Annotated in this window: 19 protein-coding genes and 1 pseudogene; 19 read left to right on the top strand and 1 reads right to left on the bottom strand. The window is 61.1% G+C overall.

The window, feature by feature from the left end:
• The first annotated feature begins 2 nt into the window (after positions 1 to 2).
• The 8 genes and pseudogenes from ACZ0AV_RS04920 (at position 3) to ACZ0AV_RS04885 (ending at position 6,806) form a co-directional block, all read left to right on the top strand.
• Positions 3 to 212 (top strand): hypothetical protein, encoded by a 210-nt coding sequence (locus ACZ0AV_RS04920; RefSeq protein ID WP_197676831.1) that lies wholly within the window; start codon positions 3 to 5, stop codon positions 210 to 212.
• 24 nt (positions 213 to 236) lie between these two features.
• Positions 237 to 656: a hypothetical protein gene (locus ACZ0AV_RS04915; protein WP_499150001.1), complete on the top strand. Its 420-nt coding sequence runs from the start codon at positions 237 to 239 to the stop codon at positions 654 to 656.
• An 8-nt stretch (positions 657 to 664) separates the two neighbouring features.
• Positions 665 to 1,012: an immunity 8 family protein gene (locus ACZ0AV_RS04910; RefSeq protein WP_499150000.1), complete on the top strand. Its 348-nt coding sequence runs from the start codon at positions 665 to 667 to the stop codon at positions 1,010 to 1,012.
• Positions 1,013 to 1,526: 514 nt separating this feature from the next.
• On the top strand, positions 1,527 to 2,393 hold the full coding sequence (locus ACZ0AV_RS04905) for a hypothetical protein (RefSeq protein ID WP_499149999.1): 867 nt from the start codon (positions 1,527 to 1,529) through the stop codon (positions 2,391 to 2,393).
• Complete coding sequence (gene imm45 / locus ACZ0AV_RS04900) at positions 2,393 to 2,704, top strand: Imm45 family immunity protein (protein WP_499149998.1); 312 nt, start codon at positions 2,393 to 2,395, stop codon at positions 2,702 to 2,704. Before ACZ0AV_RS04905 ends, imm45 begins: the two co-directional genes overlap by 1 nt.
• 138 nt (positions 2,705 to 2,842) lie before the next feature.
• Positions 2,843 to 4,035: pseudogene (locus tag ACZ0AV_RS04895) on the top strand (IS4 family transposase).
• A gap of 459 nt (positions 4,036 to 4,494) precedes the next feature.
• Positions 4,495 to 5,784, top strand: coding sequence for a chromosome partitioning protein ParA (locus ACZ0AV_RS04890; RefSeq protein ID WP_499149997.1), 1,290 nt, complete (start codon positions 4,495 to 4,497; stop codon positions 5,782 to 5,784).
• An 86-nt stretch (positions 5,785 to 5,870) separates the two neighbouring features.
• Positions 5,871 to 6,806 (top strand): 1-aminocyclopropane-1-carboxylate deaminase/D-cysteine desulfhydrase, encoded by a 936-nt coding sequence (locus tag ACZ0AV_RS04885; RefSeq protein WP_499149996.1) that lies wholly within the window; start codon positions 5,871 to 5,873, stop codon positions 6,804 to 6,806.
• Positions 6,807 to 6,819: 13 nt separating this feature from the next.
• Here the strand turns inward: ACZ0AV_RS04885 and ACZ0AV_RS04880 are convergent, their stop codons facing one another.
• Positions 6,820 to 7,767, bottom strand: a complete 948-nt coding sequence (locus ACZ0AV_RS04880) for a DUF1853 family protein (protein WP_499149995.1) — start codon at positions 7,765 to 7,767, stop codon at positions 6,820 to 6,822.
• A 248-nt stretch (positions 7,768 to 8,015) separates the two neighbouring features.
• On the opposite strand from ACZ0AV_RS04880, the gene ACZ0AV_RS04875 reads away from it, so the two are divergent.
• The 11 genes from ACZ0AV_RS04875 (at position 8,016) to ACZ0AV_RS04825 (ending at position 23,095) form a co-directional block, all read left to right on the top strand.
• Positions 8,016 to 8,906 carry an NAD(+) kinase gene (locus tag ACZ0AV_RS04875; RefSeq protein WP_499149994.1) on the top strand — a complete coding sequence of 297 codons (891 nt, stop codon included), beginning with the start codon at positions 8,016 to 8,018 and terminating at the stop codon, positions 8,904 to 8,906.
• On the top strand, positions 8,906 to 9,880 hold the full coding sequence (locus ACZ0AV_RS04870) for a metallophosphoesterase (RefSeq protein WP_499149993.1): 975 nt from the start codon (positions 8,906 to 8,908) through the stop codon (positions 9,878 to 9,880). The genes ACZ0AV_RS04875 and ACZ0AV_RS04870 overlap by 1 nt, the downstream gene beginning before the upstream one ends.
• Complete coding sequence (locus tag ACZ0AV_RS04865) at positions 9,877 to 10,746, top strand: rhomboid family intramembrane serine protease (protein ID WP_499149992.1); 870 nt, start codon at positions 9,877 to 9,879, stop codon at positions 10,744 to 10,746. The genes ACZ0AV_RS04870 and ACZ0AV_RS04865 overlap by 4 nt, the downstream gene beginning before the upstream one ends.
• Positions 10,747 to 10,818: 72 nt before the next feature.
• Complete coding sequence (locus ACZ0AV_RS04860; RefSeq protein ID WP_499149991.1) at positions 10,819 to 11,082, top strand: YeaC family protein; 264 nt, start codon at positions 10,819 to 10,821, stop codon at positions 11,080 to 11,082.
• Positions 11,082 to 11,915, top strand: a complete 834-nt coding sequence (locus ACZ0AV_RS04855) for a DUF2797 domain-containing protein (protein WP_499149990.1) — start codon at positions 11,082 to 11,084, stop codon at positions 11,913 to 11,915. Before ACZ0AV_RS04860 ends, ACZ0AV_RS04855 begins: the two co-directional genes overlap by 1 nt.
• A 68-nt stretch (positions 11,916 to 11,983) precedes the next feature.
• Positions 11,984 to 14,647: an aminopeptidase N gene (gene pepN, locus ACZ0AV_RS04850; protein ID WP_499149989.1), complete on the top strand. Its 2,664-nt coding sequence runs from the start codon at positions 11,984 to 11,986 to the stop codon at positions 14,645 to 14,647.
• A 515-nt stretch (positions 14,648 to 15,162) separates the two neighbouring features.
• Entirely contained in the window at positions 15,163 to 17,136 is a 1,974-nt protein-coding gene (locus ACZ0AV_RS04845) for a DUF1302 domain-containing protein (protein WP_499149988.1), read from the top strand.
• A 15-nt stretch (positions 17,137 to 17,151) separates the two neighbouring features.
• Positions 17,152 to 18,513, top strand: a complete 1,362-nt coding sequence (locus ACZ0AV_RS04840; protein ID WP_499149987.1) for a DUF1329 domain-containing protein — start codon at positions 17,152 to 17,154, stop codon at positions 18,511 to 18,513.
• A 155-nt stretch (positions 18,514 to 18,668) separates the two neighbouring features.
• Positions 18,669 to 19,715, top strand: coding sequence for a WD40/YVTN/BNR-like repeat-containing protein (locus ACZ0AV_RS04835; RefSeq protein WP_499149986.1), 1,047 nt, complete (start codon positions 18,669 to 18,671; stop codon positions 19,713 to 19,715).
• A 19-nt stretch (positions 19,716 to 19,734) separates the two neighbouring features.
• Complete coding sequence (locus ACZ0AV_RS04830; protein WP_499149985.1) at positions 19,735 to 22,107, top strand: efflux RND transporter permease subunit; 2,373 nt, start codon at positions 19,735 to 19,737, stop codon at positions 22,105 to 22,107.
• Between the two features lie 271 nt (positions 22,108 to 22,378).
• On the top strand, positions 22,379 to 23,095 hold the full coding sequence (locus ACZ0AV_RS04825) for a hypothetical protein (RefSeq protein ID WP_499149984.1): 717 nt from the start codon (positions 22,379 to 22,381) through the stop codon (positions 23,093 to 23,095).
• Positions 23,096 to 23,101 lie beyond the last annotated feature (6 nt).

The following is a 23,101-nucleotide window of genomic DNA, read 5'->3' as shown; positions in this document are numbered from 1 at the left end:
ATATGGATATGTCTATCGTTCGGAAGGGTATTGTTGTCACTGGCGAATATTCTGGCTGGGAAATTTTTGTTGCGGACGACCGTGATGGCGACACTGGCGGGTATTATCTTTACTTGAAGAAAAGTGATGTTGAAGGGTTTGACTACTGGTTCGAGCATGAGGCAGGGCTTCAGGCTCAGCTAGTTGATTTTGAGGTGGAGTGGATAGTTTAGTAAGTTAATTAGCATGGCTTTTATTTGGCCGTCGGTGCAAAAGGTGGAGCTGCTAGCTCCGGCGCTGAAAATGCGGCCTTGTATCCAAAGCTGAAGGATCAACTGATACAAGAAAACCTGAGCAATATTGCGGCTCAGGACTCAAGATTAGCTGCGGCTGTGAACGGCAGTGGAACGAAAAATCCGAACTTCTCTATAGGTCAAGGTACATCTTCCGAAGCTAATCAGTTGGGTAAAACCTGGGTTGGAGATGGTGCGACAAAAACAAGTGATGGGCTTGGTTTGATTAGCGCAGACGGCACTCGCGTATATAGGCCGCCAACACCCAAAGATTCATCTTTTGCAACGACAGGCGTGCAGGCCAATTTTGAAACGTACAACATAAACCCGGTAACAGGTCAGCGCGTAAAAGTAAGTAACGGCCATCTGAATGTGGCTGACTAGGAGGAATGATGCGTGCTGTTATAAAAAGTATTTCTAATGATTTTTTTGATGTCGAGACCTACGTTCCTGAGAACGTAGACAACTTTTCTTTAAGTCTTCGTATTCGAATTGGGCTTGATAGTACGCAAGGGGCAGATGATTTTGAGCTTTTCATCTGCACTCCAAAGTGGTTAGACGAGACAATGTGGGAGCCTCGTTGGGGGAGAGGTCTATTAATTGTTCGAGAATATGATTTTTCGACTATTAATGGATTGATTCATGAGTATGTGAGTCGCTGCGAGGGGGATAGCTGGGAAACTATCGTGATAAAGCTGGGAAAGATATTTGCCTGGGAGTTTGATGATTATCAATCCTAATCAATAGGATTGTTTATCTAACACCGGCCATGTGCCGGTGTTGCTTTATCTGTAGAAGTCTCGACTTGATCTGACACCCTGACACCGGCCTTGCGCCGGTGTTTTTGCACCCTATCTGCACCCTTTTTGCCGCCTTCTTGCATCCTATTTGCATCCTTTCTGCAGTCAAGTTGCATCCTTTTTGCACCCACCCTGACGACCTACGGTCTAGCTGCTCAATACGCCCTTTTTGAGCATGAATTTTCGCTCCTTAACAGGAGCAAAATCTCAATACACAACACGCACCTCTCGCGAGGTGGGTATTTTCTATATGTATCAATTGGTTATCCGGTTTATGTCTTCCGAATCAATGGGGTCAGAGTCATTGATTTTTGACTGAGAAAAGCGATTGGTAGCGTGTAGGTCGACGATCTCTTTCCCGCTGGCAGCGAGCAGGCGGCGGGGAAAATAGTTGGATCAATGACTCTGACCCCATCGATCAATATTCCATTGGGTGAGTCAGGGTTCGAATACTGTGGAGGCCCACGCGCTGGGTGAAAAGATCGAGCTCCTTGCAGTAGAAAACCCACAGGCGGCGATTAGAGTTTTTGAGCTGCTGGGGAAGCTAAGTGAAGCTAAGCCTAATGATGGTAGCCAGTCACTTCTTCCACTTTTTGGTTTCTTGGGGCTAAGTGGGACTGAGGTTCTGGGCGGGGCACTAGTGGGGACGGCTGTTGTTACCGCTGTTCATCCCTCCACTCAAGAGAGTGTGAGAGAAATTTTCAACTCAATGTCGGATAAGGATAGTGCCTACGCACAGATGCAGCTTCGGTTATATGCCGAGCTGTGGCCTTTGGTATTAGGAACTTCTTTCCCTATACATACACTTGGTCCGGGTTATGGGGTGCTGATTAATCCAGGCGCTAGTCCGGTTAACACCGAGAACGCGTCAAGTGGGGGGTACAACGCTGGAGGATCGATAGTAACTGTACCGCATACAGGCGGGCAGCAGCTAGATACACCGCAAGGTGGCACCAGTTATACGCATCCGGAGCAGCAGCTGAGTCCGGGGAATATGTATAGTTGGACGGGTAGTGCCCCTGAATTTGAAAGAGATATTGCCCGCTTGCCCCCGGGGGAGCGTGTTGCACGTGTTAAAGAAACCGTTCAGATTGTGGTCGAGAGTTTAGGTCTCAAGAAGGATAGTCGACTGACGAAGTTAAATAATAGGGACGTATATAAAGGTCTTGATGGGTTTCTATATGCAGTTGATACTCAGCATGGGCGTTTCGAAAAAGTGGATCCCAAAAAGGGACGTCACCTTGGGGAGGTTGATATGAACATGACTCCTATTAAGGATTCGTTAGATGCTTCTGGTGGGCATGATCTGAGGGTTAAGTGATGAGCTGGATTAAGTTGGTTGATTTGACACAAGAGTATATCGGTCATGGTTCTATTTTGAGGTCGCCTCAAAGCCAGGCGGGCGTCGAAATAGATCTTATGGTTTTTGATCCGCAGGATCCGCAAGCAGGGATGGGGTTGATGGCTGTGACCGGGCAAAAAGCAGGACTAATTTTAGTTCTACTCCCAAAAGAGAGTTGTGACGGAAGAGCTATAAAAAGTAGGTGGCTTGTGGATAATTGGAGGGCTTGGGTTTTTCCGGAAGTTGATGTCGGTGATGTTCTTTTCATTAGGCGTTATGAGCTTAGCTAAAGATATTTGGAAGGAATAATAGGGGGCAGACCCTGAGGAATCCCCACAAAATATCCATGCAGATCAATCGGATAGCTTGAAGGTGCCTGCATGAGTCGGCAGTTTGGTAGTCGCCAAACAACCCAACGCCCGAGACTCATGCAGGCAGTACGATTCTTACACAAGGCATTTTCCCAAGCACTTCCCACGATCCACAGCAAGCGACTGAGCGCCTTGATGAGCTGCGTCAGCGCCTTGCTGCACGGGCATCGTCTGACCCTGACCGACTTGGGCAGGGCCATGCCCAGCGAGGCTTACACCAAGCATTCGATCAAGCGTGTGGATCGCCTGCTCGGCAACGCTCGTCTGCAGTACGAGCGCCCCCTGTTCTATTGGAAAATGCTGACTGCGCTGCTTGGCTCCCTGCGTCATCCCTTGATTCTGGTGGATTGGTCGCTGATCAATGCCGCTTCTGACCTCTACCTGCTGCGGGCCTCCATCCCGCTGGCCGGGCGGGCATTTCCTGTTTACGAGAGCGTGCATGACCGTGAAGCTTGTCCTCAGCGCCAGAAGCAACTGCTCGATGCTCTGGAAATCATGCTTTCCAAGCAATGCGTGCCGATCCTGGTAACGGATGCCGGTTTTCGCCGCCCCTGGTTCCAGGCCGTCGAAGCCAAGGGTTGGTATTACGTGGGGCGCGTGCGCAATCGTGATCTCTATCGCGACGAGTACGGTCAATGGCAGCCGATCAAGCAGCTCTACCAGCAGATAACCTCGACGGCGTGCTCGCTTGGACGAATCGAGATGACGCGCAGGGCGCCGCACAACGTTGCTTTGTACGGCATTCACCAACCGCCCAAGGGTAGGAAACATCGACGCGTGACGGGCAGCATCGCGCGTAGCAAGCTCAGCCGGAAGAACGCTCGTCGTGAGCAGGAGCCTTGGTTGCTCGCCAGTAACCTGCCGCAACCGCAATGGGGGCTCGGAAAATCGTCGGTATCTACCGTAAACGTATGCAGATCGAAGAAGGCTTTCGGGACGTGAAAAGTCTACGTTTCGGCTTTGCCTTCGACCTGCATCGAACGCGTTGCCCTCGACGTATCGAGATCCTGCTGCTGATCGCAGCACTGGCGTGTTATGCGTTGTACCTGGCCGGTTTTCAGGCTCGAATGACAGGCCAGTCAGGCCACTTTCAGAGCAACAGCGTCAGGCATAAAACCGTGCTGTCGCTCTGGCGTGTCGGCCTTGAATACCTCAGGCGCTCCACCAGCGATTCATCCTGTTCGGCCCTCACCAAAATGGAGCTATTGCTGCGTGACGAGGTTAACCGGCAAGCTCAATTACTGGAGTAGATTTGTGGGGATTCCTCAGGGACAGACCCTGAGAAATCCCCAGAAAAATCCCATCCAGATCAAATGGTCACGGATGGGCTGAAAGGACCCGCATGACTCGGACATTTCCTGGTCGACAAGCGCCCCCTCCCGAAACTCATGCAGCCCGCTGCAACATTCGGCTGACCCACGTCACTCCGTTGAAGAACCGTCTGGGTTGCAAGCACATACGGTGACCGTGGGGTGCGGGCCAGGGCGTTCCGTGTATGGCAGGAGCTGCCGGCTGCGGCGCGTTGATGCAGGCTCGGCAGGGCGCTCTACCGAGCAGGTCACAGTTAGCGGCAGCCATTCGTCCCGGGGCCGACTGACTGCCAACCGGGTCACACAGTCGAGGGGGCGTTCTCGCCTAGACTTGTCGGGCCGCGGATTCAGGCTGCGGCTGGCATGGAACCGAGAACCGTCATCGTCTGGAGAACGTCAATGAGCAAGCCGCAACTGATTGAGGCCGTGATGTTCTTCGCGGAAGACGGCAGCATCGGCAAGCAGATGTTCTATACCGAGTTCGAGACGTTGCTCGACGGTCTGGTGAAGATGCCGGTGTTCGCCGACCAGCAGGTGCGCGCCACCTACTTGGTGATCAATGCCCGCCTGCAGATTCGCTCGGTGGTGTTCTTCTACCTGGACTTCGACGAAAGCGGCGCGCCCGACAGCGGCTGGAACATCCCCCTGCAACAGATGGCCGAGCGCGCCGGCCGTGGCCCCGACCTGGGCGGCGGGCCGATTCGTCTTGCCTGCCGCAGCCAGTGCCCGGTGTCCTGGCACCAGATGCACCTGTGGGACCCCAGCCTGGTGGCGGGCAACAATGACCTCGCGCTGCTGCGCGATACCGTCAAGCTCAACAGCCTTGGCATGCTGTTCAGGGAAGAGGATGCGCAGACGGTGGCGCCCGGGCGTTTGCAGGTGGCCTCCGAGGACCAGTGGTATGCCTCCGGCGCCTCGCGGGATCTGGCCGAGAAACTGGCCGAGCGGCTGTCGCGTGACTATCGCCAGAAGGCCGCGCACCTGGTCAAACAACAGCGTGAACGCCTCGCCAGCCTGGCCCAGGAGCACCAGGCCGAACTGGCGCGAGTGACGGCCGAAGGCGAAGTGCGGCTCAACGAGCGGCAGGCGCAGATGCAGGGGCTGCGCCAGGCGTTGCGCCAGCAGGAGATGCTCAACCAGGCCCTCAAGGGGCAACTGGCCGAGCAGGTGGCCATCCAGCAGAGCGAACGCGACGAGATGGCGGTGCGCCTGCGCGCTGCTGAGCGGCATGCGCGGACCGAGCGGGAGATTCTGCGCGAGCAGTTCGACGAGGAACTGCAGGCACGGCTGATCGCCACCCAGGCGGCCGCCGAAGAGCAGGCCCGGCGCCGTGAGGTGCAGGCCACCGAGCTTGGTGCGCATCAGGTGCTCGAGCGCCTGGCCGGGCAGGGTGTGGTGTTCGTGGTGTTCCATCCTGGCGCCGGCCACCTCACCGTGCCGCTACAGGATGTCGACCGTTACCTGGCCAGCCCGCTGGCCTATGCTGCCAGCAAATGCTTCGTGACCGAGGCACTCTACCGGCAGTGGCTGGAGCACTACCAGCAGCCGCGCTGCGAGGGCCTGCAGGCGGACGGACAGCGCTGTGGTGCGGTGATCGAGCGGGTCGAAACGCCGGGTCGCTTCGTGCTCGGTGACTCCAACTGCTGCCGGCTCCACAAGGCTGCTGCGCGCCTGCGCACGGTGGGCTGAAGGCTTGCGGCACCTGTCGCAAAGCCTTTGAAACCAGCGGCTCGGCTACACTGACCGACCTTTTGCAGAGCCTGCCGCGTGCCGTGATGGATACACCCTTACTCGCTGCCGCCAGTGGCTGGCGCCCAGTTGCACCGTTGCAGCCGCTGGTCTTCGACTGGCTGGCGGGAATCGAACTGGCGGTGCTGCGGCTGGACCTGATCGATCCGCTGATCAGCGGCAACAAGTGGTTCAAGCTCGCCCCCCACCTGCAGGCCGCGGCTCAGCAGGGCGCTCGCGGCATCATCAGCCTCGGCGGCGCGCACTCCAACCACCTGCATGCCCTGGCGGCCGCCGGCCAGCGTTTTTCATTTCCTACCGTCGGCCTGTTACGCGGCCATCCCCAGGACACCCCCACGGTTAGAGATCTGCAACGCTTTGGCATGCAGCTGCACTGGCTGGGCTATGGCGGTTATCGGGCGCGTCACCACGCGGATTTCTGGCTGCCCTGGCAGGCCCGATACCCGTGTTTCTACGCCGTGCCGGAAGGTGGTGGTGGCTTGCCGGGTGCCCGGGGCTGCATGGGCCTGGTCGAGCTGGCAGGCGAGCAGGTGGCGGCGCTGGGCTGGGCGGATTATCACGGCTGGTGGTTGGCGGCCGGTACCGGCACCACCCTGGCGGGCCTGGTCATGGGCGAGGGCGGTGATCGGCTCGTTCAGGGTGCGCTGGCGGTGCCCCTTGACCATGGTGTGCCGGAGCAGGTCACCGCACTGTTGAAGCAGGCCGGGCAGGCGGATGCCGGCTATCGCCTGATCGACGCCAGTCGCGGTGGTTTCGCCCGCCAGGATGCCGAGCTGTTGTCGTTCATGGATGAATGCGAACGCCGCAGCGGCCTGCCGCTGGAGCCGCTGTACACCGCCAAGGCGATGATGGCCCTGCGCGAGGCCATCGGCGAGGGCTTGGTCACGCCCGGTACGCGGCTGATCTTCGTGCACACCGGCGGCTTGCAGGGGCGCCGGGCGGCGGGGCTTGCACAGATGTAGCACTGCTCGGCGATCAACTGGGTGGGTGGCTGTTCGGCCAGTCGTTCGCGACCAGAAACAGACGACTGCGTTCCTGCAGGTGGCCCGCTGCATCGGGTTGCAGGTCGACCAGCAATTGCGCGCCGGATGCCTCCGGCAGGTCGTCTAGCCAGGCCTGCAGGCGAGCGGGTGGCCAGTGCGCCTCCAGCGGCACGCGCGCGGGCGACAACCACGCGTGGCGCGGCAGCGGTTGCCAGCTGCCGTCCTGGTGGGCTGCGTGGAACGCCGGCCAGTCGCGCCGATGCAGCCAGCTGCCGCGCAGGTGCTCGGCATGCGCATCGGCTGGTGGCTGGCACTCGCCGGCCGGCGGATAGAACAGGTAGCCGCCCACCCACATGGCGGGCTGGATGGGCTCATGCGTCAGTGCGTCGAGGGCGGGGCGTGCGTCCGGGTGGGCCGACAGCGGCAACTGGCGACTGACCAGGTGGGCGAGCTTGAGGTCCAGGCGGTCATGGCTGCCCGGCCCGATCCACAGCGTCGCCGCGCCCTGGCGGGGCGACTCGCCAAGGTAGAACTTCACCGCCAGCTCCAGGTGGTGCACGCCGCTGGCGTCGCGCAGCAGCAGGTCCAGTTCACCCAGGGTGTGGCCGCCCTGGCGGATCGGCAGGTTGGCCGCGAGAATCTCGACCCCCGGTGCCGCGTGCAGGGCGAACTGCCACAGGCGCTCATAGTAGAGGCCCAGGCGACGGGTCGAGCTACGCGACAGCCAGGCGTGCAGCGGCGCAGGATCAGCGTCCTGGCGCAGCAACCAGGTGGCCAGTTGGCCAGGCTCGCGTGCCCAGGGGCTGTCGGCCAGCGGGTAGCGTTGCCAGCTGGCGGTGTGGCCGAGCAGCGGTGGTGAGACCAACGTCCAGGCCAGGTCCCGCACGGCCGGCTGGCTCAGGCGTTGGGGCAGGTCGGCGATTGCGGCGAAGGGATTCATCGCTGCAGCATAGGGGCTTTTGTCGGATCGGCGCGAGGGCTGTCGCCGCAGAGCGGCGGCGAATGCCCTCGGCAGACCTTCTGCACAACGGGCAAAGCGGCGAAGCCTGGCGAGGCGATGCACCCGCGACACGGTGCGTTGAACCTGTTTTTCACCCAGTGATCACAAACCACATGGTTTTTTGAGATGCCCTGCCGGGAGCTTTCACCCATAATCGGGCATCACCACCAGCGTCTCGCGGGAGTCCCATGGAGCAGTTTCGCAATATCGGTATCATCGGTCGTCTGGGCAGTACCCAGGTGCTCGACACCATCCGCCGCCTGAAGAAGTTCCTGCTTGACCGCCAGTTGCACGTGATTCTCGATGACACCATCGCCGAGGTGTTGCCGGGCCATGGCCTGCAGACCTCGGCGCGCAAGCACCTGGGCGAATTCTGCGACCTGGTGATCGTGGTCGGTGGCGACGGCAGCATGCTCGGCGCCGGGCGCGCCCTGGCCCGCCACAAGGTACCGGTGCTGGGTATCAACCGTGGCAACCTGGGGTTTCTCACCGATATCCGCCCCGACGAGCTGGAATCCAAGGTTGCCGAGGTGCTGGAAGGCAATTACCTCACCGAAAACCGTTTTCTGCTGGAAACCGAGGTGCGCCGCCATTCGGAAGCGATCGGCCAGGGGGATGCGCTCAACGACGTGGTGCTGCACCCGGGCAAATCCAACCGGATGATCGAGTTCGAGCTGTACATCGACGGCCAGTTCGTCTGCAGCCAGAAGGCCGACGGCCTGATCGTCGCCACGCCGACCGGATCCACCGCCTATGCGCTCTCGGCGGGCGGACCGATCATGCACCCCAAGCTCGATGCCATCGTCATCGTGCCGATGTATCCGCACACCCTGTCCAGCCGGCCGATCGTGGTGGACGGCAACAGCGAATTGAAGATCGTCGTATCCAAGGACCTGCAGCTTTACCCGCAGGTGTCCTGCGACGGCCAGAACCACTTCACCTGCGCGCCGGGCGACACCATCACGGTGCGCAAGAAATCCCAGAAGCTGTGCCTGATTCATCCGCTCGACCACAACTACTACGAGATCTGCCGAACCAAGCTGGGATGGGGTAGCCGACTCGGCGGCGGGGGCGACTGATGCGGCTCGACCCGTCTCGTGGCTACGACCTGATCGGGGATGTCCACGGCTGCGCCAGCACCCTGGTAGAGCTGCTCGAGCGGTTGGGCTACCGCCGCCAGGGCGGGGCGTGGCGTCACCCGCAGCGGATGGCTATCTTCCTCGGCGACCTGATCGACCGTGGCCCGCGCATTCGCGAGTCGGTGCACCTGGTGCACGACATGGTGCGTGCCGGTGCGGCGCTGTGCCTCATGGGTAATCACGAGTTCAATGCGCTGGGCTGGATGACCCAGGCCCCGCCAGGCAGCGGTTGCCGCTACGTGCGTGAGCACACCGCCCGGCACGAGCGGCTGATCGGCGAAACCCTGCGGCAGTTCGAGGCCTACCCGGACGAGTGGCGCGAGTTCCTCGCCTGGTTCTACGAACTGCCGCTGTTTCTCGATGCCGGCCACTTCCGCGTGGTGCACGCCTGCTGGGACCAGGGCATGATCGCCTCGCTGCGCCAGCAGTTCCCGGACGGCTGCATCGACGAGCACTTCCTGCAGGCCTCCGCAGTGCCGGGCAGCTTTGCCTGTACGGTGCTCGACAGGTTGCTGCGTGGCACCGACATGCGCCTGCCCGGCGGGTTGACGATGACCAGCGGCGACGGCTTCACCCGTGCGTTCTTCCGCACCAAGTTCTGGGAAGATGACCCGCAGACCTACGGCGACATCCAGTTCCAGCCCGACCCATTGCCGGAGTCGGTGGCACGCATGCCGCTCAGTGAGCGTGATAAGGCGCAGTTGCTGACCTACGGCCCCGAGCAACCGCCGCTGTTCGTGGGGCATTACTGGCGTAGCGGCACCCCGGCACCGATCCGATCGAACCTGGCCTGCCTCGATTACAGCGCAGTGATGAACGGCAAGCTGGTGGCCTACCGCCTGGATCAGGAAACCTGCCTCGACCCGGCCAAGTTCGTGTGGGTCGAGGTGGAGAAATCGGAGCCCCTGCAATGAGCCCGGTGATTGCCCTGCGCGTCCCGCTGGACGAGGACCTAGGGCCTTTCATCGCCTTGCTGCGCAACCTGCGGGTTGCACACCGGGTGGCGGAGCAGGGCAACGAGCAGGTGCTCTGGGTGCCGGACGAACAGATTGCCGGGCAGGTGCGCGAGCTGTATGCCCGGGCGCCCCAGGGCGACCCCAACCTGCAACCCGTGCAAGCGCCGGCGGCCAGTACGCGGCCCGGCTTCGCTGCGCAGGCCAGGCGTAGCCCGCTGACGCTGGTCGTGCTGGCCCTGACGCTGCTGGTCGCGGTGCTGACCTGGGGCGGTGAAGACTATGACGTGGTGCGCTGGCTGAGCTTCGTCGACTTTCAGATCGAGGGGCAGTACATCTACTTCGGCACCTTCGCCCAGGCCATCGACAGTGGGCAGTGGTGGCGCGCGCTCACGCCCATGTTGCTGCACTTCGGCATCCTCCACCTGGCCATGAACAGCCTCTGGTACTGGGAGCTGGGGCGGCGTATCGAAGCGCGTCAGGGCGCCCTGATGCTGTTGCTGCTGACGCTGTGGTTCGGCCTGGCCGCCAACGTGGCGCAATACGTCTACGGCGGGCCGGCTCTGTTCGGAGGGCTGTCCGGCGTGCTCTACGGCCTGCTCGGGCATTGCTGGCTGTTCCAGCGGCTGGCGCCGAACGCGCCATACCGGCTGCCGCGCGGCGTGCTGGCGAGCATGCTGATCTGGCTGCTGATCTGCATGACCGGCGTATTCGAGCTGCTGCAGTTCGGTGCCATCGCCAATGCCGCGCACGTCGGCGGGCTGGTCGCAGGCTGCCTTACCGGGGTGCTCGGCGGGCTGCTGGCCAGGCGTCTGCAACGGCGCTGATCCGCCGCCGGCGCCTCGGCTTGCATGGCGAGATAGGGTAGAATCGTGGCTTTCCCAGCCCTGGAGCCAGTCATGTCCTCCTTCGTAGAACTGATCCGCAACATCACCCCGGACGTGTATGAAAGCCTCAAGCTGGCCGTGGAGATCGGCAAGTGGCCGGACGGCCGCAAGCTGACCCAGGAGCAGAAGGAACTGAGCCTGCAGGCCATGATTGCCTGGGAGACGCAGAACCTGCCCGAGGAGCAGCGCACCGGCTACATGGGCACGTCCGAATGCGCTTCGAAGGCCGAGCCGATTCCCAATCTCCTCTACAAAACGTCGGAAACCCTGCACTGATGCACGAAGTAGCCCGTGGCGCCCTGAGCAAGATGGCCACCCGGCTCGATGCGCCGGTGCAGTACGCGTTTCGCCTGGGTGACGAGCAGGTCGCCGTCAACCCGATGATCGGCAAGACCGTGCGCCTGGAATACCTCGGCGCGATTCACTGCAGCCATTGCGGGCGCAGGACCAAGACCAGTTTCAGCCAGGGCTATTGCTACCCCTGCATGCAGAAGCTGGCCCAGTGCGACCTGTGCATCATGAGCCCGGAACGCTGCCACTACGATGCCGGCACCTGCCGCGACCCAAGCTGGGGCGAGCAGTTCTGCATGACCGATCACGTGGTCTACCTGGCCAACTCGTCGGGCATCAAGGTCGGTATTACCCGCGCGACGCAGATTCCCACCCGCTGGATCGACCAGGGTGCCACCCAGGCGCTGCCGATCATGCGTGTGGCCACGCGCCAGCAATCCGGCTTCGTCGAGGACCTGTTGCGCACTCAGGTGGCGGACAAGACCAACTGGCGCGCCTTGCTCAAGGGCGATGCGACGCCGGTCGATCTACTCTATGTGCGTGAACAGATTTTCCACGCCTGCGCCGAGGGTATTACTGCGCTGCAGCAGCGCTTTGGCTTGCAGGCCGTGCAACCGCTCAACGAGCAGAGCGTGGTCGAAATCCGTTATCCGATGGAAGGCTATCCGGCCAAGATCACCAGCTTCAACCTGGACAAGAATCCCGTCGCGGAAGGCACGTTGCTCGGTATCAAGGGCCAGTACCTGATGTTCGACACCGGCGTGATCAACATCCGCAAGTACACCGCTTACCAGATCGCAGCCAGCTGCGCCGCCTGAGCGGCGGGGGTTGCTGAGGCCATTCACCTGTCTGCCGCGCACATTGGCGTGGCATCGAAGAGGTTCCCATGCGCACCGAACAATCCAAGACCATCTACCTGAAAGACTATCAGGCACCGGATTACCTGATCGACGAAACCCACCTGACCTTCGAGCTGTTCGAAGATCACACCCTGGTGCATGCCCAACTGGTGATGCGCCGCAACCCCGAGTTGGCCGCCGAGCTGCCGGCGCTGGTGCTGGACGGCCAGCAGCTGGAGCTGCTCGAACTCAAGCTCGATGACCGCGAGCTGGGGGCAGGCGACTACCAGTTGACCGACAGCCACCTCACCCTGCAGCCGACCGCAGCCAGTTTCGTCATCGACAGCACCGTGCGTATCCACCCGGAAAGCAACACCGCGCTGGAAGGGCTGTACAAGTCCAGCGGCATGTTCTGCACCCAGTGCGAGGCCGAGGGGTTTCGCAAGATCACCTATTACCTCGACCGCCCGGACGTGATGAGCAGCTTCACCACCACGCTCAGCGGCGACAAGCAGAAGTACCCGATCCTGCTGTCCAACGGCAACCCGATCGCCAGCGGCGAGGAAGACGACGGCCGCCATTGGGCGACCTGGGAAGACCCCTTCAAGAAGCCGGCCTACCTGTTCGCCCTGGTCGCCGGTGACCTGTGGTGCGTGGAAGACACCTTCACCACCATGAGCAGCCGTGACGTGACCCTGCGCATCTATGTCGAGCCGGAAAACATCGACAAGGTGCAGCACGCCATGGACAGCCTGAAGAAGTCCATGAAGTGGGACGAAGAGGTGTATGGCCGCGAGTACGACCTGGACATCTTCATGATCGTCGCGGTCAACGACTTCAACATGGGCGCCATGGAGAACAAGGGCCTCAACATCTTCAACTCCAGCGCCGTGCTGGCCCGTGCCGAAACCGCCACCGATGCCGCCCACCAGCGCGTCGAGGCGATCGTCGCCCACGAGTATTTCCACAACTGGTCCGGTAACCGCGTGACCTGCCGCGACTGGTTCCAGCTGTCGCTCAAGGAAGGCTTCACGGTGTTCCGTGATGCGGCGTTCTCGGCTGACATGAACTCGGCGACGGTCAAGCGTATCCAGGATGTCGCCTACCTGCGTACCCACCAGTTCGCCGAGGATGCCGGCCCGATGGCCCACCCGGTGCGCCCTGATGCGTACATGGAAATCTCCAACTTCTACACCCTGACCATCTACGAGAAAGGTTCCGAAGTCCTGCGCATGATCCACACCCTGCTGGGCGCCGAGGCGTTCCGCAAAGGCTCGGACCTGTACTTCGAGCGCCACGACGGCCAGGCCGTGACCTGCGACGATTTCGTCAAGGCCATGGAAGATGCCAGTGGCATCGACCTGACCCAATTCAAGCGCTGGTACACCCAGGCCGGCACGCCGCGCCTGGCCGTCAGCGACAGCTACGACGCTGCCGCTAAAACCTACACGCTGACCTTCGCCCAGAGCTGCCCGGCCACGCCAGGGCAGCGCGAAAGCGACAAGCTGCCGTTCGTTATTCCGGTGGAACTTGGCCTGCTCGACGCTCAGGGCAACGACTTGCCGCTGCGCCTGCAGGGCGAGGCGGCGGCTGCTGGCAGCAACCGCGTGCTGTCGGTGACCGAGGCGCAGCAGTCGTTCACCTTCGTCGACGTCGCCGAGAGGCCATTGCCGTCGCTGCTGCGTGGCTTCAGCGCGCCAGTCAAACTGAGCTTCGCCTACGACCGCGATCAGCTGATGTTCCTGATGCAGCACGACAGTGACGGCTTCAACCGCTGGGAAGCCGGCCAGCAGCTCAGCGTGCAGGTGTTGCAGGCGTTGATCGGCCAGCATCAGCGCGGTGAGTCGCTGGTGCTCGATCAGCGCCTGGTAACCGCTCTGCGTACCCTGCTCGAAGACCCGTCGCTGGATCAGGCGATGGTCGCCGAGATGCTCTCCCTGCCGGGCGAGGCGTACCTGACCGAGATCAGCGAGGTAGCCGACGTCGAGGCCATTCACGGCGCCCGTGAGTTCGCCCGCCAGCAACTGGCCGACGCATTGTTCGAGCCGCTGTGGCAGCGTTACCAGGCCAACCGCGAGGTCTCGCGTACCACGCCGTATGTGGCCGAGGCCGAGCATTTCGCCCGTCGTGCGCTGCAGAACATCGCGCTGTCGTACCTGATGCTCAGTGGCAAGCCCCAGGTACTGGCTGCGGCGCTCGATCAATTCGACACCAGCGACAACATGACCGAGCGCCTGACCGCCCTGGCGGTGCTGGTCAATTCGCCGTTCGAGGCCGAGCGTGCCAAGGCTCTGGAAAGCTTCGCCGAGCAGTTCAAGGACAACGCCCTGGTCATGGACCAGTGGTTCAGCGTGCAGGCGGCCAGCACCCTGCCTGGGGGCCTGGCGCGCGTGCAGGCGCTGATGGAGCACCCGGCGTTCACCCTCAAGAACCCCAACAAGGTGCGCGCGCTGATTGGCGCTTTCGCGGGCCAGAACCTGGTCAACTTCCACGCGGCGGACGGCAGCGGTTACCGCTTCCTGGCCGACCAGGTGATCGTGCTCAATGCCCTCAACCCGCAAATCGCCTCGCGCCTGCTGGCGCCGCTGACTCGCTGGCGCAAGTACGGCCCTGCGCGGCAGGCGGCGATGAAGGCAGAGCTGGAGCGGATTCTCGCCTCCGGTGAGCTGTCGCCCGATGTGTATGAGGTGGTCAGCAAAAGCCTGGCATGAGTGTCGGCAGCATGCCGGTGATGCCCTGTCACCGGCTTGCAATCAGGCAGTAACAGGCAACCGGCATTTTTCTTCGCACGCTGTGCGCCCAGGTGATTTCATTCCTGGGCGGCAGTCGCTAATCTGCCGCCCAGGTGACACTGTTACGCTCGCTCGCAGCGGTAACAGATAACGTTACCGGCTGAAATAAAAAGCAACTTTCTACGGATTCCATCGCCCGGATTCAGCTTGCATTTTGGCGGCAGGCGCGCTCGTTCGTGTGCGTTCGGCCTGCACTTCTGGGGAGAAGTGCCGATATGTACCGCGAAATCGGGATTATTGGTCAGTGGACGATCAGTCACAAAGAGACGCAGCGGAACTGCTCTGGAAAAGCCGTTTCAGCTAATACGATCGTTTGAATTGGCACCAAGGTTGCACTGCATAAGGCAGTAACGCCAGCCAGTCCGACGCCCATACAGGTCTGCCCAAGCAGACCGATCAGAAAAACGACTGTCTGTCAGCGGAGTAGAGATTCGATGCGTATCAAGTCCTTTGAGCCGGCCTTGCGCCCGGTGCCGGCGAAGGCGGGCTATGCCCTGGTCAGCGTGTTACCGCTGCTGGTCGCGGTTCCCGTCCAGGCGGTGGAGTTCAGCTTCGCCGACAACGACGTCAGCGGCTCGCTCGATACCACGCTGTCCTACGGTCAGCTGTGGCGTGTGCAGGGGCAGAGCCGTAGCAACGACGACGTCAACCTCAACGACGGCAACCGCAATTTCGACACCGGGCTGGTCTCCGAGGTATTCAAGATCACCTCGGATCTGGAAATGAACTACCGGAACTACGGGCTCTTCGTACGGGGCACGGCGTTCTACGACACGCAGATCATGGACCGTCGCAACGATTTCAACAGCGGCGAGCGTGCCGCCCAGCCAAGCCAGAATTTCCCGCGCGATGACCGCTTTACCGGCGACACCCGGCACAAGGCCGGGCGCGATGCGCAGATTCTCGACGCGTACGTTTACGGCAACTGGGATGTCGCCGAACGCCCGGTCAGCGCGCGGCTCGGTCGTCAGGTGTTCAACTGGGGGGAGGGCGTGTTCTACCGCGGCGGGGTGAATACCAGCAACCCGGTGGATGGCGCGCGGTTCCGGTTGCCCGGTTCGGAAGTCAAGGAAGTGCTGATTCCCGTCGAGGCGGTGAGTTTCAATATCGGCCTGACCGACAACCTGTCGATGGAGACCTTCTACCAGTTCAACTGGAAAGAAACCGCCATCGACCCGGTGGGCAGCTATTTCTCGGAGACCGACCTGTTTGCCGAAGGCGGCCATACAGCCTACAGCCGCAATGCCGCGCTGGGCAGCCCGGCTTTCCAGGGCGGTTACGCGGCGTTGAGCGGCGCGGGCGTGGGCGGATTGCAGGGCAACAGTTACCTGGACGGCAACGGTTATTTCAAGGTTGCCACCATCGGCTCCGATCTCAACGCCAGGAACGACGGGCAGTTTGGCGTGGCGTTTCGTTACATCGCCGAGCAGCTGAATTCCACCGAGTTCGGCTTCTACTTCGTCAATTACCACGCCAAGGAACCCACCGTATACGCCGACCTGGAAGGCTTCACGGGGCTGGACCTGGACGCCATCACCAGTGCTGCCAGCAGCAATGGTTTCACCGATTACGCCTCTCTGGTCAGTGCCGCCGGTGCCGGTAGCCCGGTGGCGCAAACCCTGCTGGGCCTGGTGAACGGCGTGGCCACGGTGGATACCGCCAACCGTGTCACCGCCCGCCGCGAGTACGCCGAAGATATCCGCATGTACGGCTTCAGCTTCAACACCACCCTTGGCGATGCCTCGGTGTTCGGTGAACTGGCCTATCGACCCAACCTGCCAATTGGCGTGGCGGCGACCAACGACCTGCTCGGCGATCTGCTGCGCCAGGCACCGCAACTGGCGCAGGGGCAGCAGGGCAACATCGGCGGCAGCACCCTGCAACTGGGCGACCAGATTCACAACTACGAGCGGGTCGAGGCGTTCAACGCCTCGCTGGGCACCCTCTACAACTTCGGCCCGTCGCTGGGCTTCGACGGCCTGACCGGCGTGGCCGAGCTGGCTTCCGAGCACCTGCGTGGCACCGACCTGCAATACACCGCCTACGATGGGTCGACTCGCTACTACGTCGGGCGCGGCGACTCCTCTTACGTCTTCGGTTACGGGCGCAGCTACCAGGCGAACAAGAACGCCTACGGTTACACCCTGGTGCTGTCCGGCACCTGGAACGACGTGGTCGCCGGGGTGAACCTGTCGCCCTTCGTCGTTTACAAGGACGATTTCGAGGGCAACTCCTACCAGACCGGCAACTTCATCGAGGGCCGCAAGGCGTACACCGTCGGTATGAAGGCCGCGTACATGAACAGCCTGGAAGCGGAGCTGCAGTACACCGAGTTTTCCGGTGGCGGTAACAACAACGCCGTGCGTGACCGCGACAATATCGGCCTCAACGTCAAATACTCCTTCTGATCACGGAGAAACAGGATGCTGAATATCAAAGGCGTTGCCGTCGCGCTGGTTCTGCTGACCGGCAACAGTCTGGCAGCGGTTTCTCCGCAGGAAGCGGCCAGGCTGGGTGCCAGCCTGACGCCGCTCGGCGCCGAGAAATCCGGCAACGCAGCGGGCACCATTCCCGCCTGGACGGGCGGGATTACCCAGGCGCCGGCCGGCTATCAGGGCTCTGGCAAGCACCATGTCGACCCCTTCGCGGGCGACAAGCCGCTGTTCACCATTACCCGGGCCAACCTGGCGCAATACCGCGATAACCTGACGCCAGGGCAGGTCGCCCTATTCGAAGCCTACCCCGACACCTTCCAGATGCCGGTCTACGCGACCCGGCGTTCCGGCTCGGCGCCGCAGTGGGTCTATGACAACACCGCGAAGAACGCCGTCAGCGCGAAGCTGCTCAATGGCGGCAACGGCTTCGCCGACGCCTACGGCGGCATCCCGTTTCCGATTCCGCAGAGCGGCGTCGAGGCGTTGTGGAACCATATCGCCCGCTACCGCGGCACCTACGTGGTACGCCGCGCCTCGGAAGTGGCGGTGCAGCGCAACGGCGCCTATTCGCTGGTCACCTCGCAGCAGGAAGCGCTGTTCAAGTTCTATGACCCCAAAGGCAGCTACGCCAACCTCAACAACATCCTGTTCTATTACCTGTCGTTCACCCGCAGCCCGGCGCGCCTCGCCGGCGGCGCGGTGCTGGTTCACGAGACGCTCGATCAGGTAAAGGAAGCGCGCCAGGCCTGGGGCTACAACGCCGGCCAGCGCCGTGTGCGGCGTGCGCCTAACCTCGCGTATGACACACCGATCTCTGCCGCTGACGGCTTGCGTACCGCCGACGACACCGACATGTTCAACGGTGCCCCGGACCGCTATGAGTGGAAGCTGCTCGGCAAACGGGAAATCTACATCCCCTACAACAACTACAAGGTCACCAGCCCCCAGGTCAGCTACAAGGACCTGCTGCAGGTCGGTCACCTCAACCCGGCGTTCACCCGTCACGAGCTGCATCGGGTGTGGGTCGTGGAGGGCACGCTCAAGCCGGGCGCCCGGCACATCTATTCCAAGCGCACCCTGTACCTCGACGAAGACAGCTGGCAGGCCGCCGCGGTCGATCAGTACGATGGGCGCGGTGAGCTGTGGCGTGTGTCGCTGGCCTACCTGAAGAACTACTACGAACTGCCGACGACCTGGTCTGCCCTGGACGTGTTCCATGACCTGCAGGCGCGTCGCTACCACGTACAGAACCTGGACAACGAAGAGCCCGATACCATCGACTTCAGCCAGCCGATGGTCGATGACGGCCACTTCACGCCGGCCGCGCTGCGACGTCGCGGCACGCGCTGAGCAGGTGGCGCAAAGGCTTTCATTCGTGCGGTCGATAACGCGGGCTTTTTCTTACAAAACAGCAGATCGTGGTGGCTACCACGATTCGCGAAGGCCAATAGCATACGGGGCGCTCTGCAGGCGCTGGCAATAACAAGAAGAAGGGGAAGTTGTGTATGAGTGAGCCCATTGTGCGCTGCACCTGGAGCGCCAAAGCCCTGCGGCCGATGCTGCAGGTGCTGTCGGTTTGCGTGCTGCTGGCCAGTGCCGCGCCCCTCGTGCAGGCGCAGGTCGCCGAGCAGGCCGTTGTGTATTCGGTGCCCTCGGCCAGGGCGGCCTCCAGCCTGCTGCTCGACGTTGCCCACGCCGGCAAGCGCCTGGTGGCCGTTGGCGAACGCGGCCACATCGTGTATTCCGACAACGATGGGGTGGACTGGCAGCAGGCCAAGGTGCCGACCCGGCAGATGCTCACCGCCGTGTTCTTCCTCGACGACCAGCACGGCTGGGCGGTCGGCCATGACGCGTTGATCCTGGCCACCACCGACGGCGGCGTGACCTGGGCCAAACAGTTCGAGGACCTGCAGCGCGAAGCGCCGCTGCTCGACCTGTGGTTTACCGACCTGCAGCACGGCTTTGCCGTTGGCGCCTACGGGGCGCTGCTGGAAACCACCGACGGTGGCGGCAACTGGGAAGATGTCAGCGACCGGCTCGACAACGAAGACGCCTACCACCTCAACGCCATCACCGCGGTCGAGAATGTCGGCCTGTTCATCGTCGGCGAGATGGGCAGCCTGTTCCGCTCCGTGGACGGCGGCGTCAGCTGGGAAACCCTGGAGGGCCCTTACGAGGGTTCGCTGTTCGGGGTACTGGCCACGGGTGAGCCGCAGAGCCTGCTGATCTATGGCCTGCGCGGCCACCTGTTTCACTCCGCGGACGGCGGCGAGAACTGGCAGCAGGTCCCGCTGACCACCGCCAGCGGCGGCACCCTGGAATTCGGCCTGGCCAACGCTGCGCTATTGGGCGACGGCAGCATCGTGGTGGTTGGCCACGGTGGCAGCGTGCTCAGAAGTAGCGACCACGGGCGCACCTTCAGCGTCTTCAACCGCGCCGATCGGGTGTCGCTGGCCGCAGTGACGGCAAGTGCCGACGGCAATCTGATTCTGGTGGGGCAGGGCGGCGCACGCGTGGCCTCGGCGACCGGTGCCAATCCAGGCCAACAATAACAAGCTGGGGTAGTGTTCGATGAGTAACCAAGACAAGGCTAGCCTGCTTGAACGCCTGATCTTCAACAACCGGCCGGCGGTGATCGCGATCTGCCTGCTGGTCAGTCTGTTTCTGTTCTTCCAGGCCACCCAGGTGCGGCCGTCGACCAGCTTCGAGAAGATGATTCCGCTGAGCCATCCGTTCATCCAGAACATGATGGAGCACCGCAATGACCTGGCGAACCTCGGCAATACCGTGCGTATCGCCGTGGAAGCCAAGGATGGCGACATCTTCAGCAAGGACTACATGGAGACGCTGCGTCTGATCCACGACGAAGTGTTCTACATCCCGGGCGTCGACCGCTCCGGCTTGAAGTCGCTGTGGAGCCCCAGCGTGCGCTGGACCGAGGTCACCGAGGAAGGCTTCGCTGGAGGCGAGGTGATTCCGCAGACCTACGACGGCAGTGCGCAAAGCCTCGAAGAGCTGCGCGGCAACGTGCTCAAGTCCGGACAGATCGGACGCCTGGTGGCCAACAATTTCAAATCCAGCATCATCGACGTGCCGTTGCTCGAGTCCTACCCGGACCCTGAAGATCAGGGCCGCCTGATCAAGCTCGATTACCAGCAGTTCTCCCACCAGCTCGAAGAAAAGATCCGCAGCAAGTACCAGGCGCAGAACCCGGACGTGCAGGTGCACATCATCGGCTTCGCCAAAAAGGTCGGTGACCTGATCGACGGCCTGGTCATGGTCGCGCTGTTCTTTGGTGTGGCGCTGCTGATCACCTTCGTGCTGCTGTACTGGTTCACCTGGTGCATTCGCAGCACCATCGCCGTGCTGATCACCACCCTGGTAGCGGTCGGCTGGCAACTGGGGCTGATGCACACGGTCGGCTTCGGGCTCGACCCGTATTCGATGCTGGTGCCGTTCCTGATCTTCGCCATCGGCATTTCCCATGGCGTGCAGAAGATCAACGGCATCGCCCTGCAATCCAGCGCGGCTGACACGCCACTGATGGCCGCGCGGCTGACCTTCCGCCAGCTGTTCCTGCCGGGCATGATCGCCATCCTCGCCGATGCCGTGGGTTTCATCACGCTTCTGCTGATCGATATCGGCGTGATCCGCGAACTGGCCATCGGCGCGTCCATCGGTGTAGCGGTCATCGTCTTCACCAACCTGATCCTGCTGCCGGTGGCGATCTCCTACATCGGCATCAGCAAGAAGGCCGTCGAGCGCAGCAAGCGCGATGCGGTCAGCGAGCATCCGTTCTGGCGCCTGTTGTCGAACTTCGCCAGCTCCCGCGTGGCGCCGATTTCCGTGGCCCTGGCGTTGGTCGCCGGGATTGGCGGCTTCTGGTACCAGCAGCAGAACCTGCAAGTCGGTGACCTCGATCAGGGCGCCCCGGAGCTACGCCCGGATTCGCGTTACAACCTCGACAATGACTTCGTGATCCGCAACTACTCGACCAGCTCCGACGTGTTGGTGGTGATGGTCAAGACCGCGCCGGAAGGCTGCTCCACGTATGAAGCCATGGCCGCCATGGACGAGCTGATGTGGACCATGGACAACACGCCGGGCGTGCAGTCGTCGATCTCCATGGTCAGCGTGTCGCGCCAACTGATCAAGGGCATGAACGAGGGCAACCTGAAGTGGGAAACCCTGTCGCGCAACCAGGACGTGCTCAACAACTCCATCGCCCGCGCCGACGGCCTGTACAACGCCGACTGCTCGGTGGCGCCGGTGCTGGTGTTCCTCGAAGATCACAAGGCGGAAACCCTCAAGCGCGCGGTGGCGTCGGTCGAAGGTTTCATCGAGGAGCACCCGTCGCAGAACGTGGAATTCCTGCTGGCTGCCGGTAATGCCGGGATCGAGGCGGCGACCAACGAAGTCATCAGCACCTCGGAGTTGCTTATCCTCGTCCTGGTGTACCTGTGCGTCGGCGTGATGTGCATGATCACCTTCCGCTCGTTCGCCGCGACCGTCTGCATCGTGCTGCCGTTGATCCTCACCTCGATCCTGGGTAACGCACTGATGGCCTTCCTGGGCATCGGCGTGAAGGTCGCCACGCTGCCGGTGATCGCCCTGGGCGTGGGCATCGGCGTGGACTACGGCATCTACATCTACAGCCGCCTGGAAACCTTCCTGCGCGCCGGCCTGCCACTGCAGGAAGCCTACTACCAGACGCTGCGCTCCACCGGTAAAGCGGTGCTGTTCACCGGCCTGTGCCTGGCCATCGGCGTGGCGACCTGGATGTTCTCGGCGATCAAATTCCAGGCCGACATGGGCCTGATGCTGACCTTCATGTTTATCGTCAACATGTTCGGTGCGCTGTGGCTGCTGCCGGCGCTGGCGCACTTCCTGATCAAGCCCGAGAAGCTGGCGGGCAAGAAGGGTGGTTCGCTGCTGGCGCACTGACGGGTTGGCTCTATAAAAGGCGCGACCTCTACGGCATTTGCATGCCGTAGAGGTCGTTTTGCTAATGCACGGTGGGGCTGATTTTTATAGGGCAGTGATGGCCGTGAAAATGCGGAAGTCAGGCGAATACAGATGGGGCCGTTCTGTAGGTCGGTAAGTTGTTGATCGCCATGGAGTTTGATTTTTGCGAATACGGGTAGGGTGCGCTTATACAGAACGCTTTACTATTGCGTTAACGCAGAATTCTGTCTAATCACTGTTAGGTATGACAATGAATCAAGGCCAGACCATAAATCCTCAAAAAATAAATAAGCCAATACAGCTTCTAGCTGCCTGGCTGGCCGGTCTAATTCTAATAAATGGTACGTTTCTTTCTACCGCGGTACTTATCGAGAAACCTAGTTGGGCAGCAGGCTTCTTGGTCGTTGCAGCCACAATAAACGTGCCTGTATTCATACTGTCTCTTTTTCTACTGCAAACAAAATTTCGCCCTGAAATGCAGGAAGACTCTTTCTACCACGAGTATCTTATTAATAAACTTGGCGCCCCCAAAGACATAGCTAAGTCTGAGTTTCCCGCAACAACTAAAAACGCCACCTGGGAAGGGTATAAAATTTTAATTAACCATCATTTTATAAAAGACCAAATGCTTATAAGTTCATTATCACGCCACGGAATTCAAGTGACAGGAGCATTTGGAGCAAAAAATCCCCCTCAAGATAAAGTTGCCACCGTAGGCAGAAACTTCACCCTGGAGCAGCTAAAGCAAATATTGCCAGTATTGCGCGAAGCAAATTTCGGATGGGTAAACTTTGGGGCTGATGAAGAAATTGATGGAGAGTATGATAATACAATTCTTATTGGGTCGTATGTTTCATCCCCTAACAAGCACTCCATAACAACTTCGTCAGCATTAGAGATAACAAGCAAAGAGAATGCTGTTGCCAGCGATTTTTATACTGCGCTAACTTCAGCTTACGCAGGTTAACCTAAC

This window comes from Pseudomonas sp. AC532, from assembly GCF_979258965.1.
Note: the sequence above shows the minus strand (reverse complement) of the source record. Positions and strands in the feature narration are given on the sequence as shown.